The organism is Brevibacillus sp. HB1.1, assembly GCF_013332445.1.
GTDB lineage: Bacteria > Bacillota > Bacilli > Brevibacillales > Brevibacillaceae > Brevibacillus > Brevibacillus porteri.
Window position 1 is genome coordinate 81,129 of record NZ_JABMIV010000004.1, and the last position, 15,357, is coordinate 96,485.

General features: G+C 47.0%; 14 protein-coding genes and 1 riboswitch. All 14 genes read right to left on the reverse strand.

Annotation, left to right across the window (positions count from 1 at the left end; all coding sequences use genetic code 11):
* Window positions 1–12: 12 nt before the first annotated feature.
* A complete protein-coding gene (locus HPY27_RS12985) occupies window positions 13–504 on the reverse strand; it encodes a flagellar protein FlgN (RefSeq protein ID WP_026043387.1) in 492 nt (163 codons plus the stop codon).
* A gap of 72 nt (window positions 505–576) precedes the next feature.
* Complete coding sequence (gene flgM / locus HPY27_RS12990; protein WP_016742371.1) at window positions 577–852, reverse strand: flagellar biosynthesis anti-sigma factor FlgM; 276 nt, start codon at window positions 850–852, stop codon at window positions 577–579.
* A gap of 110 nt (window positions 853–962) precedes the next feature.
* Window positions 963–1,391 carry a TIGR03826 family flagellar region protein gene (locus HPY27_RS12995; RefSeq protein ID WP_017252293.1) on the reverse strand — a complete coding sequence of 143 codons (429 nt, stop codon included), beginning with the start codon at window positions 1,389–1,391 and terminating at the stop codon, window positions 963–965.
* An 87-nt stretch (window positions 1,392–1,478) separates the two neighbouring features.
* A complete protein-coding gene (locus HPY27_RS13000; protein ID WP_017252294.1) occupies window positions 1,479–2,264 on the reverse strand; it encodes a ComF family protein in 786 nt (261 codons plus the stop codon).
* On the reverse strand, window positions 2,261–4,249 hold the full coding sequence (locus HPY27_RS13005; RefSeq protein WP_174225189.1) for an ATP-dependent helicase ComFA: 1,989 nt from the start codon (window positions 4,247–4,249) through the stop codon (window positions 2,261–2,263). Before HPY27_RS13005 ends, HPY27_RS13000 begins: the two co-directional genes overlap by 4 nt.
* A gap of 149 nt (window positions 4,250–4,398) precedes the next feature.
* Entirely contained in the window at window positions 4,399–4,764 is a 366-nt protein-coding gene (locus tag HPY27_RS13010; protein WP_017252296.1) for a glycosyltransferase family 2 protein, read from the reverse strand.
* A 70-nt stretch (window positions 4,765–4,834) separates the two neighbouring features.
* The gene (locus HPY27_RS13015; protein WP_017252297.1) at window positions 4,835–5,542 is read right to left on the reverse strand and encodes a response regulator; all 708 of its coding nucleotides are present in this window, start codon (window positions 5,540–5,542) and stop codon (window positions 4,835–4,837) included.
* Between the two features lie 33 nt (window positions 5,543–5,575).
* Window positions 5,576–6,718 carry a sensor histidine kinase gene (locus HPY27_RS13020; protein WP_017252298.1) on the reverse strand — a complete coding sequence of 381 codons (1,143 nt, stop codon included), beginning with the start codon at window positions 6,716–6,718 and terminating at the stop codon, window positions 5,576–5,578.
* Window positions 6,715–7,731: a polysaccharide deacetylase family protein gene (locus HPY27_RS13025; RefSeq protein ID WP_017252299.1), complete on the reverse strand. Its 1,017-nt coding sequence runs from the start codon at window positions 7,729–7,731 to the stop codon at window positions 6,715–6,717. Before HPY27_RS13025 ends, HPY27_RS13020 begins: the two co-directional genes overlap by 4 nt.
* A gap of 150 nt (window positions 7,732–7,881) precedes the next feature.
* Window positions 7,882–9,087, reverse strand: coding sequence for a methionine adenosyltransferase (gene metK / locus HPY27_RS13030; RefSeq protein WP_217437969.1), 1,206 nt, complete (start codon window positions 9,085–9,087; stop codon window positions 7,882–7,884).
* A 132-nt stretch (window positions 9,088–9,219) separates the two neighbouring features.
* Window positions 9,220–9,321, reverse strand: a riboswitch (SAM riboswitch).
* 61 nt (window positions 9,322–9,382) lie between these two features.
* Entirely contained in the window at window positions 9,383–11,959 is a 2,577-nt protein-coding gene (locus HPY27_RS13035) for a S8 family peptidase (protein WP_174225190.1), read from the reverse strand.
* 180 nt (window positions 11,960–12,139) lie between these two features.
* Window positions 12,140–13,135 carry an SLAP domain-containing protein gene (locus tag HPY27_RS13040; protein WP_173623356.1) on the reverse strand — a complete coding sequence of 332 codons (996 nt, stop codon included), beginning with the start codon at window positions 13,133–13,135 and terminating at the stop codon, window positions 12,140–12,142.
* 40 nt (window positions 13,136–13,175) lie between these two features.
* On the reverse strand, window positions 13,176–14,138 hold the full coding sequence (locus HPY27_RS13045; protein WP_173623355.1) for an SLAP domain-containing protein: 963 nt from the start codon (window positions 14,136–14,138) through the stop codon (window positions 13,176–13,178).
* A 93-nt stretch (window positions 14,139–14,231) separates the two neighbouring features.
* The gene (locus HPY27_RS13050; protein ID WP_173623354.1) at window positions 14,232–15,182 is read right to left on the reverse strand and encodes an accessory Sec system S-layer assembly protein; all 951 of its coding nucleotides are present in this window, start codon (window positions 15,180–15,182) and stop codon (window positions 14,232–14,234) included.
* Window positions 15,183–15,357 lie beyond the last annotated feature (175 nt).

The window sequence follows — 15,357 nt, forward strand, 5'->3', positions numbered from 1 at the left end:
TTCGACACCTCTTTACGCTTTTTTGTTGAAAAAAGTTCGATTAGCCTGACGATACGTATCCGAGGTCGGCTTTCCGTAGATGAAGTCGTCCTCGGGCGTATCCGTGATCAGGTCGAGCGTCATGTTTACAAAAGAAAGGGATTGCTCCAGTAACTGCTGATTCAGGTCGTTAGCATCGCGCAGTTCGGTCACAATCCGGCTTAGCTCATTACGACAGGAAGTGAGTCGCATCTTCTCTTCCGCACTGGTCGTCAACTTGATCAATTCAGCCAGTGTGCCTTCTTGCAGCGCAAACCCCTTCTGTGCTGTCAGTTCTTTTACGACTTGCTGGCGGGCTGCTTCAGCTTCTGTGACGCCCTTGATCAGTTTTTGCTCCTGGCGTGTAATGGCTACCAGTTCATCCACACTCCCTTTTACCAGCACTTCTTTCTTGTGCGAGGCTAGGGTGTACAAGGCTTTGTGCAACTGGATCAAGTTGTCGAGCAGATCGTAGAGTCTATTCATTCCTTGCTTCTCCTCATCTTCCATCGAAAACTATTTAAAGAGGCTGTTCAAAAGGTCCTCTTCAGATCTGTGTTACAGCTTTTTCCAAAAGGACAGGAGCTTATCAGCGATCCGCTCACTTGAGACGTGATATTTTCCTTCCTCCACTTGCTTCTTCAACTGCTCCACTTTTTCCCGACGTTGTGGAGAGTTGACATCTTCTACTTGCTTCTGCATTTCAAGCGCTTCTGTGGAAATGTTTACTTCATCCTTGCCCATCGGGATTTTGCCGCTTTTGCCTACTTGGTTGTTGCCTGTCTTGTTGTAAGCATTGATCATCCCGACACGGTTAGGTTCATTAATCCGCATCTGATTACCATCCTCTCATACCACCAGTCTTTTCATAGAAAAAACCGATGACACCTCTTAGTAGTATCATCGGCAATTTCATCATGTACGATTAGTTTTTTTGCACAAAACTATTCGTCACTATTCTGCTTTCTTCGATAAGCTGCCTGAGCCAGATCGGCGCGTTGGAATTCGTCCAATCGTTGCTCTACCTCGAGTTGTTGCGTGATTTCGTGCTTCAAGCCTTTTAGACAAGATTCGCAAATGTTGCCTGCTCGAATCAAAAAACCGCAGCGCTCACATGGATAGCCAAGGTTGGGATTTCCGGCAACCGAAATGCGCCCTTCTTTGATAAACTTCGTAATTTGCTTCACGCTCACGCCAGTGGCTTCGCTCACCTGGTGAATATTCGATCCGCGATTTTCTCGCTTGCGCAAAAATTGGGCGCATGCTTCATATTCTTGTTCCACTTCTTTATAGCATTTGGGGCAAATGTCACGGACTGCTTGTACAAATACAGCATCACACCGCGAGCAGTTTGCCAACTTGCCCATAGACATATCGGACAACCCCTTTTCCGTTCAGAAAGTTCATACGGTTCCACATCCGTTATATGCCTACATCATAGCTTAATTTTTCCAAACTGGCTATCGGTATATTGTCAAGGAATATACTTCACAGCTTGGCCCCAAATGTTCTCTGATTGTTTTCGCACACGAACGCAACGTCGAACCAGTTGTATAAATATCGTCAAGAAGCAGGATTTTAGCAGTAGAGGGCACAGGCACATTCACCCCATCCCACACAAAAGCTTCGCGCATGCTTTCGTGACGAGCTGCGCGCCCTTTTTGCTTGCTCAGCTTTGGGGTATCCTTCGTCCTGAGAAGCAACGGTTTGACAGGAATTTTGATTGCCGCTCCTAAATGCTGGGCCAGCAGGTCAACCTGATTGAAGCCGCGTTCCCGCAATCGTTGTGGATGTAAAGGAACCATCGTGATACAGGTAAACCCCAAAGACCTGTAATAACGCTGAACCGTAATGGCGAGAAGCGTACCGTAGTATAAAGCTAGCCGCTCATCACCGCGGTATTTAAACAATCCGAGCAAATCCTTCTCTCCCTTTTCATAGCGAAGCAAACTCCGATTTGCCACCAATATCTGATCATCTTCTCCATGAACACAATCCCGGCATAGCCCTTCGTTGCCGATACTAGCCTGCAACTCCCTGTCACGCCCGCACCGCTGGCAAATATCATCCCCAATCAACGACAAAGCATCAAGACAGACTCCACACAACACAATCCCTTTTAACATGCGGTAGATGACCGGATAGCTCGCCTGATCGGATAGCTGTCGTGCCTTTTCACGAACGACCGATTCCTTTTGGAGAGCTGCGATACGCCCACCACAACGGACACACATCCCACTAATCACGAAAGGCCTCTTTGTTCCGCGAGCCTTTGAGCCAAGCTGTTCATCTGTAATATCTGTCTGACGGCCCGCTTTGGAGAAGTAGCGCGTTCTGCTTGCAAAAATATAACACTACCCGACGTATCATCAACGGATCGTCCTACTCGTCCTGCTATTTGCACCAATGACGCCTCGTCAAATATAGGTGCCTCCGCGCCTACCACTACTACGTCACTCTTCGGTATGGTCACACCTCGCTCTAGAATCGTAGTCGTCACCATGACGGTATAACATTTTTCTCGAAATGCGAGTACCTTTTCCTCCCGTATAGGGTCTGCCGCATGAACACCGGCCATCTCCCCCGCGTGAGCAGGAAGCCACTTTTGAAGGTATGATAGCACCCTGTCAATTTCATCAACTCGCGGGACAAAAACAAAAACTTGTCGGCCTTCATTCAGAGAACTACTCACCGCTTCTATAAACGGTGCCACAATTCGATTCGTCTGAACGCGCTTATGTAAGCCTTGTACCGTGAGAATCTTGGGGACAGGAAGCGTAGCACCGTGGTAGCGTCCAGGTAACAGAACATGTGTATCTGAGAATAGCGGTATCGCCCCAGACGAGCCTAGGGTTGAGAATCCTTTTCTAACGAGCCGCTTTTGCAAATATCCCGGAGGTGTTGCACTTAAATAGAGGAGCTTCCCACTCTTTTTCACCGCTCTGGATAGAGCGCGATACAAAACAGGATCATTATGATAAGGGAACGCGTCGGCCTCGTCGAGAACGACCAGCAAAAAACGCCGATGGAAGCGCATGACCTGATGCGTGGTCGCAATCGTGATATCGCTCTCTTCCCACTTCTCTGAGCTCGAACCGTGGACGGCAATCACTTTAGCCCCGGGAAAGACTCGCTTAATACGCGGGGCTAACTCTAGTACGACGTCTTTTCGAGGTGTCGCAATCAAAACGCGACCGCCAGCAGCAAGTGCCTCTGTAACCGAAGGGAATAACAACTCTGTTTTGCCCGCTCCACAAACTGCCCAGATCAAAAACTCCGATAGCCCTGGCCTCGGATTGGCAACAAAGCAACGCGCTCGCTCAGCTGCCCGCGATTGATCTGCCGAATACTTCCCCGCCCACTCCAATCTCGCCACGTTCTGCAAGTGGTCTGCGCTACGGATAAGAGATTCTCCTACATCCATTAAAAAATACGGAGTGCAACACTTACTCCTGCCCATTCCTAAACAAGCTGTGCAGTAAGCGCACCCTTGCTCACACGTATGACAATAAGTAAACTCCACCTTCTCTCCTGCGCTTCCGCAGCGTTCACAGACCAACTCCAACCGATTGCGCCACCATTCATTTATGACCGTAAAACGAATACCAGGTCGCCACTCCGCTTTGTTTGCAAGCACGAATGCATGCAAAATGGCTGACAAATCATGCACGTCCACCCCTCGCTTTTTCAGCAAGGACTCCACTTCATCCCAAAGGAGCGCACGCCCGTCCAAAATCTCTCTCAAAACAGCTTCTTGTATATTCACCCGAGATGAGCTCCTTCGAAGAAGCGCGTGACCACCCAAAAAGCCCAACCGAGCCCCCGGAAATTTCCCTGTTTCTTTGTTACCTAGATAAGAAACTTCCACACTCTCCTCGATTGACTCCCAAGAAAACCACCTCTGCTCTCGGCGGTCCTGTACACTCGCTACTTCCCTTCCATATAAGTTGCTCGCTTCGCACACGCTACTTACCGCCAGTGCTCTCAACTCTTTTACATATCCATCAGTCAGCATCCGTCCTTTGCCGACTTGTTCCATCAAATACCCGTTCACCTTTGCACGCAAGGAAAAGGCCAGAGCAAGCGACGATGTCTTCCCGATGACATGCAGGACACACCCTTCTCTCTCCTGCCAAAAAGAACGATCTACAGAAAAGCTCGGCGTAACATAAGTCTGCACCTGTGGTATTGATCCGCCGCAAGCTTTGATATACAGCAAATACTCACGCATACGCTCACTCCCCCGCCCTCTTGCCCTTAGTGTGCAAAAAGACAGACAGGTCCGGCAAATAAATTTCGGAACCAAAATAAGGCCGTAGAAAAATAAAAAAGCCGCCGATCTATTGTCGACAGCTCGTAATATTTACGCTTAACAAACTTTTATGCTCCCTCTTTTTTCTCCCGCAGATCAATGACGATGGTTCCAGCCGCCATATCCTCCTGTCCGTCTCCCAAACATTGTCCGTACGGATAACGATTCAAGACAGCTGTCATCTGTTTCGTATCATCGTCTGATCCATCATCTATCAAGGTAATTCGGATAGGTCTGCCACTCCAATACGAGCGAAACAGCAGACTCCGCACTACACGTTCCAGCACCTGTTCCGAATTGCGCACCAGCAACCGATAATGCTCATGCGGGAGCTCGCTCGCGCTATCCGTCCGATTGGTCCAGCGCTCCGCGATCATTACCAACAAAGAGGAGCAGCCAAATGCTGCCAAAAGCCATACAATCAGCTCTTCCATCACGGTCATACCTCCTCCTATACCAAGGTATGCCGCACGGCTTGAACAGCGTGCAAATAGGAAGCGCTTCCTACAGTTTCACCCAGCCATTTTTAATGGAGATGACAACAGCTTGTGTCCGGTCTTGCACATTGAGCTTTTGCAAAATGCTACTAACGTGATTTTTAACCGTCTTTTCACTAATAAACAAGAATTCCCCAATGGCACGATTGCTTTTCCCTTCTGCCATCAGCTGCAATACTTCCCGCTCGCGACGGGTAAGCGACTCGATCACTTTTGGATCGATGGCTTGCGATTCATCTACGGAGAAGCTACGCTCTGCCGTCCCTTCCTGCTCGCTCAGACGACGGAATTCTTCAATCAGCTTGCCCGTCACCTTTGGATGTATGTATGCACCACCACTCGCCACTACACGCACAGCATCAACGAGGTCTGTCGTTCCCATTTCCTTCAGCAAGTAGCCAGACGCTCCAGCGCGGAGTGTACGATACACATATCCCTCATCATCATGAATCGAGAGCATAATCACACGAGTAGAAGGGCTTACCGAAATCACATTTTCTGCAGCAGAAACGCCATTTATGTTCGGCATGTTAATATCCATCAACAAGACATCCGGCTTGTGCTCTTCCGCCAATACTGTGGCTTCTCCTCCGTCCGCACCTTCCCCGACGACCTTGAAATCTTCTTCCATTTCCAATATTCGCTTTACGCCTTCGCGAAATAATTGATGGTCATCTACAATCACGATGCGGAGTTCTTGCTGTCTCTTATCCATGGTTCATCCCCCAGTACTTATTTACGTATCATGTCACAATTTTATCGGTATTTGGAATATAACCTTGGTTCCCTCTCCCGGAGCGGATTGCAGCTCAACACTGCCCTCTAAGAGCTGTACACGCTCACGCATTCCCAAGAGTCCAAAAGAGTTGCCATTCGCCATGCGTTTTTCCAGATCGAACCCAACCCCATCGTCTTTGACGATAAGACTTAACGAATCTTGTACAAATTCAAGCTTCACTTGAACTGTCGTAGCGCCTGCGTGCTTCTCCACATTGTTCAGACATTCCTGAACCAAACGGAAGATCGCAGCCTTTACCGAACTGCGCAAAGGAGGCTCCACACCAAATACTACCAGATCGATGGAAGACTGAATACGCTCTTCGCACGTTTGAATATATTTTTGCAAGGTAGGTACTAGCCCTAAGTCATCTAATGCCATTGGACGCAAATCAAAAATAATACGTCGAACATCCGCCAAGCTCAAGCGTACCATTTCCTTCAGCTCGTGCAGTTCCATTTGCGCTTCCAAAATGCGCTCGTTCTTCAACATGCGCTCTACAATTTCCGAACGCAGCACGACATTCGCCATCGATTGAGCTGGACCGTCGTGAATTTCGCGTGCGACACGCTTGCGCTCTTCTTCCTGAGCCTGGATTACCTTTAAGCCCATCAACTGATGCTGCTTAGCCGATTCCAGCGCCTCGCCTATCTTGCTTAAGTCACCCGTCAAGTAACCTAGCACAACGCCCATTTGAGAAACCAGCTTTTCTGCACGGACGATGGTTTCTTCCAAGGTACGCAGTTGACGCTCCAAATCATTTCTTCTGCGCTTCAAATTATTTTCCCGTTCGCGGTAAATGGACAGCTCTACCTGAATACGGCTCGCCTCTTCATACGCAACCCGGATATCTTCCTCCGTGTACATATGAAAATTACGACTGACCAACACGAGCTTGTTGCGCGATTTGCGATACGCCAGTTCAAGTGCATCGACTTTTTGAATCACTTTGGAAATTTCTTGTCGAAGTTCATGTAAATCAAACTTCAATGAGTTGCCATGCTGTCTGGCGTTTTCAGCTATATCAAATATTTGGGTTTTACTCGTTTCTACGGTTTCAATCGTTCGCTTGATCACCCCGTCCAGCACGCTGATGTCTATCGCTTTGTTCATGATTGCTCTCCTTCAAACTCATTTTTAGCCTTCGTGAACAACTGTTGGAGGTGCTCTTCTTCAACATCTCGCAGTCCCATGTCATTGCGTGGAATGGCAAACGGATCTGTTCCCTGTTTTACGAATCCACGATTGGATGTAAATACATAGCGGTAGCCAGCTTGACGAGCTGTCTCCAGTACGACTGGACTTGTGTAGCCGAATGGCAACGAGATGACTTGGATCTCTTGCTTCATCCATTCGCTTAAACTAACGCGAGATATACTGAAATCCACATAGAGTCGGTCCCTGTACTCTTTTTCTTCCTCTAAACGCTGCAAGTCTTTCAGATAGACCGGAGCTGTTTCTGGGCCAAGATCGCCCCACTTATTTCGTTCTTCCTCTTCATGCAGACTGTACGTATGGGAACCGATTGTAACCAGCCCCGAATGAATCATTTCGTTAACCTGTTGACGCGTAAGTGGTGGCGTCATATTCTCCCGTTTTCGATCAGCTACATCTCTTAAGCGCCCCGCAATCGCGAAGTTCACTGAAGGGTAGCCGTATGTACGTAAGATCGGAAATGCTTCTGTGTAGTAACTCTCATACCCATCGTCAAACGTAATCAAAACAGCATTCTCAGTCGGTAAGGTACCCGTCTCCATAAATCGCAGGAACTCATCCAACGAAATCGGATTCAGGTCGTTATCATGCAAAAATTTCATGTGTCGGGCAAATTGATCAGGAGCTATGACATACCGCTGATTCGATTGATCCGTGACATGATGGTACGTCAAAACCACAACCTGATTGTTATACCACTTTTTCGTTTGAACCGCTGCTTCTTCAATTAGTGTGACGTTTGGCTCAGCATTTTTTGTCTCACTTATGCTTATAGACGTATCCACTTGGGGAAAAGGTTGCACTTCTTGTTTATTCTTTTTTTCCAGAAAAGATTCGCCTAACAACCCAATAGCCACTGCAAAAAACAAAAAAGTAAGAAACACGATCAGGAAGAGCCTTCTGTTCGGCAAAAAAACCCCTCCTCTACTTCCTCACTAGGAGATTCGACACAGTCCTACAAATTCCTGTGCAACAATTGGCCCAATAATTGGATGACTTTGCTCCTAAAATGAAAAAGAGCCCAGTAGCAACACCAGGCTCTTTTTATGTCATTCATGATATTACAGTTGAGCAGCCTCTTGCTTCAGGATTTCTGCCTTGTCTGTTTGCTCCCAAGGAACATTCAGGTCATTGCGTCCGAAGTGGCCATATGCAGCTGTTTGTTTGTAGATAGGACGACGCAGGTCGAGCTGCTTGATGATACCAGCAGGACGCAGGTCGAAGTGTTTGCGAACCAATTTCACCAGAGCTTCTTCGGAAATCGTACCTGTGCCGAATGTATCTACTGCAATAGAAACTGGTTGCGCTACACCAATTGCGTAAGCAACTTGTACTTCGCATTTGTCTGCGAGGCCAGCAGCCACGATGTTTTTCGCTACATAACGAGCTGCGTATGCACCGGAACGGTCAACTTTTGTCGGATCTTTACCGGAGAACGCACCGCCGCCATGACGAGCATAACCGCCGTAAGTATCTACGATGATTTTGCGGCCAGTCAAGCCAGCATCCCCTTGTGGTCCGCCAATTACGAAACGGCCAGTTGGGTTGATGAAGTATTTGGTTTCAGCGTCCAACAGTTCAGCTGGAACAACTGGTTTGATTACGTGTTCAACCAGATCTTGCTTGATTTGCTCCAGAGTTGTTTCAGGAGCATGTTGGGTAGAAATAACGATTGTATCGATACGAACTGGTTTGTCGCCATCGTACTCAACGGTTACTTGTGTTTTTCCGTCAGGACGGAGGTAAGCAAGTGTTCCGTTTTTACGTACTTCAGTCAGACGACGAGCCAATTGGTGGGACATGCTGATTGGAAGTGGCATCAGCTCAGGTGTTTCATTGCAAGCAAAACCAAACATCAAACCTTGGTCACCAGCACCAATTGCTTCGATCTCAGCGTCAGTCATTTTGCCTTCGCGTGCTTCCAATGCTTGGTCTACACCAAGTGCAATGTCAGCGGACTGCTCGCCAATTGCAGTAATAACACCGCAAGTGTCAGCGTCAAAACCGAATTTCGCACGGTCATAACCGATTTCACGAATGGTTTCACGAACGAGCTTTTGGATATCTACATAAGTGTTTGTAGTGATTTCTCCTGCTACGAGAACCAAACCAGTAGTTACGGAAGTTTCGCAAGCTACGCGAGCGTTTGGATCTTTGGACAGGATCGCATCCAAGATGGAGTCGGAAATTTGGTCACAAATTTTATCCGGATGTCCTTCGGTTACAGATTCGGATGTAAACAGACGACGACCTTTTTGCAAAGCCATGAGAAAATACCTCCTTTGACCTCATACAAATAGTGTGGTAGCCGAGTCAGGATTTTATCTACGTAAACGCAAATAAAAAACCCTTTCCATTTTTAGGAGGAAAAGGTTTGAGCGTTTTTTGCTTCCTTCATCCTCTTATCGGCCAGAACAGATGTCCGTTCTGCTGGTTAGCACCGCTCTAGATCGGTTGCCGGGCTTCATAGGGCCAGTCCCTCCGCCTGCTCTGGATAAGAGTATCCATTACGGATAATAGAATAATTGTTTTTTTCAGAGATGTCAATAGGAAAAATTTTACTTATATTTGATAGGCCTTGGAAAGTACCACTACTACCTCTGCGCGAGTTGCCCTTCCATTCGGTTTAAAGGAAGAACCGTAACCACTGAGCCAATTTCTAGATGTCAAAGCCTCAATGGCAGGAGAAGCCCAATGACTCGTTGGCACATCCTGATAATTCGAGGTACCACGGTTATACATTAAAACATCACGTGCCCGCGCGATCATGACCGCCATCTCTGCACGCGATATCGGCTGATCCGGCTTCATTTCATTCTTCGGGTACCCTTTCAAAATTCCTAATTGATAGGCTACACCTAGGTTGTGATACGCCCAGTGCCGCTTTTTCATATCCCGGAAGGTCGTGTTTCCTGTATAGGTAGTCGCTACCTTGGAACCGGTCGCACGCATCGATTTAAGCAGCATCGTCGCAAACTCTGCACGGGTCACTGCCTGATTCGGCTTGAACGAAGCATCATTGAATCCATTTACAATATCGCGAGAGCTAAGTCTGACGATCTCTGAGCGCGCCCAGTGGTCCGAAATATCGCGATAGCCCGCTATCAATTTCTGCTGCGTCACCGTGAGTCGGTACGAATCATATTTGAACGAAGTACCACTATTGAGACGTACATAGTATTTTCCTGGCTGCAAGCGCAAACCGATAACTTCATTCCCACTATTGGAAAGCTCGGCTACCTCGTTCGTCGAAGCAAGCGCATAGTTCATGTTTCGATCGCTGTAGAGTGCGAAACGAAAGCCACTATCCACAGGAATATACGGCGCTCGGAATGTCACATATGATTCGCTATTGACAGTAAATTGGAACCAGTCGGGATCAGCTGCTGTCGGAATTGTTCCTGACATCACTGTCCCACCGCTTAACGGAGACGCTTTTTGATAGGTATCATTCGGCTCATTGAAATCTTTTTTAACTGGCGTGTACCCCAAATCCAGCTGGTATTCGCCATTGACTGCATTCCGCGAATACTCGCTCACACGGATGTAATATTTACCCGGGGACACCTCTTTACTGACCCGCTCTGTCGGATTGTCCCTTGTCCCATTATCGTATAGAGGATCCCAGACTACTGCTTTTTGACCAGGTGCTTGTTTGCCAAGACCCAGCAACAGATCCACTCTCTTGTTGTCAGGGCTTACAGTGACATCTAAATGCCCGTACTCGCGAACATAGTAAGAGAACCAATCCTGATCGCCTTCATCATGAAAATTGCCTGTTACACTGATTTGGTTCCCTACAAGCGGTCTGGCCGTTTCTTGTGTATCGTTCGGTTCATTTCGGTCAGGGTTGATCGTAAATTTACTCGTCAACACGTAGTTAAAAGCATTGTTGACGCCTCCATTGCGCATTAAGCGGATGTTCATACTTCCTGCCTTGACCGGGACCGTTATCGTATCGCCATTCCCGAAGTACTGTGTAATCGGTTGACGATTCTCAGGGTAAAAGGTAGCAGCCACCGCCGAAGAAATACCCGATGTTACTGTAGCCGTAAAGCTGACCTTTCCATCGTAAGGGATGTCCATCTTCAGCCAATCTACGGTATCTTTTGGACCCAAATTGCCGCGTATTTGTGACTCAATCGGAAACGCCTTCGCTTTGGAAGGAGAATCATTCGGTTCTAAAAAGTCGTAAGAAAGTGCCGTTTTCACTGCTTTGTTGACATCTAACAAGCCGTATCCAGTCTTCCGATCCCATCCTTTCTCCCCCAAGTCAGTAGCCGTTTGATAAAGCAATTGCCTCACATCAAACGGACTGAGATTAGGGTGCCGAGCGAGAATGAGCGCAGCTGCGCCAGCTACTTGCGGTGCCGCTGCTGAAGTACCACTAAACGAGCCGTATTTTCCCCCTAGCTTCGTCGTGTATACGTTCAACCCAGGAGCCACCAAATTCAGTTCCGGCCCCGTATTTGCCTGAGACAAGACTTCATTGTTACTCCTCACAGCCCCTACCGCTACGACTGTTGGATAGGCAGCTGGATACGCCACACGGCTACTTTCATTACCACTTGCTGCAACCAAAACGGCTCCACTTCTCTCCGCTCGTTGTACAGCAGCTGCCAACGACTTGGAGTAAGCCATACTGCTAAAGGACATCACAATAACTTTGGCACCACGATCCAAAGCTACATTGATACCTTTTGCAATCAGTTCTTCATCCGATGACGCCTTGCTATTCAAGATTTTAATCGGTAAAATCTTGGCATTCCAAAGAACACCTGAAACACCGATATTATTATTTCCACTAGCAGCAAGAACACCGGCTACTTCTGTGCCGTGCCCGTTGTCATCCTGTGCTGACTTCCCAGCATTGACGAGATTCACACCAGGTAAAAGGTTGCCCTTTAAATCAGGGTGTTTATAATCTGCCCCAGTATCCAATACAGCAATAATAATCTGCTCATTGCTATTTACCGTTGGCCAAGCTTTATCTGCTTTAATTTGACTTAGATGTAGCTGGTTGGTCAAATAGTAGTCATTGGATGCCGGAGGTGCTGCTGCGAAGACTGATTGGTTGTTTGCCATAATGAGCGTGACCATTAATGTAACAGTCACTGACATGTTCACTGATCTTTTCATGTAAAACAGTCCTTCCTTCTCTCCCCTGCAAAAGTAGCAGTCTAAAAGGAATTCAGGTATTTGTAATCTGGTCTTTAGCATAGCGGATGAAAAGGGGGACATGCAACCCTCATCCTCCAATATTTGGGACATTCTCACAGAAGAAAACCCTTTTCACCATCGGCAAAAAGGGTTTTCTCCTTACTGTAACAAACCTTTATTGTCTTCTACTTCAGGTGCTACCTGAGCTTTTTCTTTTTTTCGTTGTTGCGCTTTCGGAATAAAGGCAGTCAGTTCCGCAATATTTACCGCTTCTTTTTTAAAGGAAGAGGAAGGAATATCGAACGCCCACACGCGATGGCTATTCGCTTCTACCTTCATGTTTTCCAACGTGAAGTGTACGCGTGCTACCGTATCGCCAGCCTTATCATGAACAATAATTGGCACTTCGGTAAACTCCAGACGCTTTCCTAATCCGTTACGGAAAGCAACGATAACTTTCAAGCCGTTATCTTCACCAGGCTTGATATCGAGGACTTGCAAATCTACTTCGCCCTCTGCAATGGGGTTCTTCTCTTCAGCCTGTTGCAAATACTGCTCCGACTCATCTGCACTCAGACCCCAGTTATAATTTTGGTTATCCTCTACTCCGTGCTTTTTAGGCTTGATAAAAGTCAGCATCAGGGGTATTTCTTTTTCAGGGATACGGTCGAACTCATCCCAGCGGAACATAAATTCCATCGGGCGACTGGACATTTCTCCTACTGGTCCTGAGGCAATCAGGTCAAACGTTTTTTTCGCGACCTCTTCTCCGTCCTCCGTAACCAAAGTCAACGGAAGCTTTTGTAGCAAAACACTGCGGTCTGTTGCATTGCGAATGTAGACAAGAACCAGATAACCATCATTGGTAACCTGCGTAAAGAACGGAATAATACCGACTTCGTTACGAACAACCGGAGGCATTTCATCATGCGCGTATTGCAATAGCTCCTGCTCAGCGTCATCCAATTGATTTTCCCAAGGACCATTCATCACCAAAAACAGTTCCTTCGAGTCCACACGGTTCGCAGATTGTTGCGGATTATCCAGTCCAGATACACCCAGATAAAACTCTCTATGAAGATTCTCATGAATATCTTCGCGTACTTGCTCCAAGCTCTCTTTGGAACCAAACCAATTTTCCAATAACCAACTCATATAGCAACCTCCTCTTTCCCATCCCTAAAAAATGTGCGATCTACTCTACAGAAAGCGCCCATCTTTTCAGGTCGGCATCAGGCTTTTTCACAAATTTAGGTGGGAATACAATCAGCCACGGACGGCTGTTTCCAGGCTTTACACGAATGGAGCTTGCATCCAGAGAACCTGTCGCAACTACATCTCCATCCGAATCCGAAATCGTAAATTTGAGTTTTTCCGGACGGTAATCATGGTTGAGACCATTTCGGAAAAGCATGGCTACTACCAGGTTCCCTTCCTCGGTCTTTCGGATGTCAAAACCCGTTACTTCCACCGTATTAATAGGAACTAACGGCAAAGACTGTGTCAATGCTTCCAGACGATCCTTTTGACGATCAGTCATGCGCTTCTCCATTTCAGGATCAAGCTCCAGTGTACGAGGCCAAACATGTGAATTTCTACCAGCCTTCATTACCACTTTCCAACGGCTAAAGGTGAAATTGTCATGCAAATAGCTTTCTTCCGGGAACAAAACCTCCCATGGACGGCTGGAATGCGGTGGAATAGCCTCCATATCTGACAAATCCACTCTCATCCGCGCAAAAGGCTTGTCGTCCAGATAAATCGCTAATCCTACGTTTTTAATACGCACAGGTTTATTTGTGGCGTTGCGGAAAAACATAGCGACAGTCATTCCGTTTGGCTGTGGAATCATACTGAAACCTGTTACGCTAATCATGCCTGGTACCATCTCAGGCAATTCTGCTTGCAAAAAGCGGAGGGTATACTTTTTCTCCGAATCCAGCTCACTTTCCCATATCGGGCTCAACGATAGCTCAGTTCGAATTTTCTCAGCCTTCGTAGCAGACTTTTCTGGTCCACCATTGCTATCCATTTCGACTTCGTTGCTAGTCATGGAAGCTAAATCAATTGTCGACTCTTCCTGAATCTCCTTTTTCAGATCCTCCAGGGAGCGCTTCTGTTGATCTTTACCTAACAAATTCTTCATAAAAGAAAACATATGATACCTCCTCACACGTCCGGGCACGAACGAAGCTTCTCTTATCATCATAAACTTTTTAGACTAGCCCATGCAAATTGGCCACTCAAAAAATCAAGCTCCTTGGGGTACGCTCACTTTCCAACGCGACAAATCTGGTGCTTCCTTTAGGATGCTTGACGGCGGAAAAATAAACACCCATGGCTTGCTGGTATTTGCATTTACAGTCAAGCCGTCCAGTTCAAATAAGCCTTCTGCCACTTTATCTCCACTGGCATCAAACAGCGCCAACGGCAATTTTTCCAGGGAAAGGGTCTGCTGCGCAGAACCATTGCGTATCAGAAGCATGACATGAATATCGCCTTCTGACGAACGCCCAAGCTGTACACTCTGGATATTGACCTCTCCCTCTTTTAATGTAGGAAGATTCTTGGCTAACTGAATCAAGTAAGTTTTCTGTTCTTCAGATAGCGCCTTAATCCAGGATTCCTCTAGCTCCAATTGGTGTGGCAGAACCATTTTCTTCTCGGCCAATTCAAAAGCAATTTTCCAATTTGCCAGAAGAACATCCACTTTCAGGAAGTGTTCTCTATCAAATACAAACGACCACGGTCTTGCGGAACGTGGTGGAATTTCCCCGATCTCGCTCAGATCAAATGTCTGGCGGGTAAACAACTCCTGATCACCGAACAGTACCACCAGTGTCGTCTCATTCAGCTGCACAGGTTCATCAGAACTGTTCCGGATGAACGCTGTCACTTCAATCCCTTCATCATGCGGAACAAGAGCAGTCCCTGCCAGAGAGATATTTCCCGCCTGCAATGGAGTCAGTTCTTGAGCCATAAAGGAGAGCGAATACTTCTCCTGTTGACTAAGCTTATCTTCCCATGATTCGTGCAAGGAGAGCGTTGTGATGACGCCAGAAGATGCATCCTGTACCTGGCTTTCTTCTTGATGTGACTGTGCGGTATCAGAAGCGGACAAGATCGATTCCTCCTGAACCTGCTCTTGTACCTCTTTCGCTGTTGGTTTATTCCCCATTAAATTCTTCAAGAAGGATAACATATCGTCGCTCCCAACTTTTCTCTACATCTATATACAGTTTGCATTCGTCATCCACTATAGCATAGTGACATCCTTTTGCAACATAGAAAACTTGGCATTACAAACAGCAAATATACGGCTTGTGCAACCATAGAACAGAGCCATTCGTAATAGTAGTTATGTTAGGATACCCGTA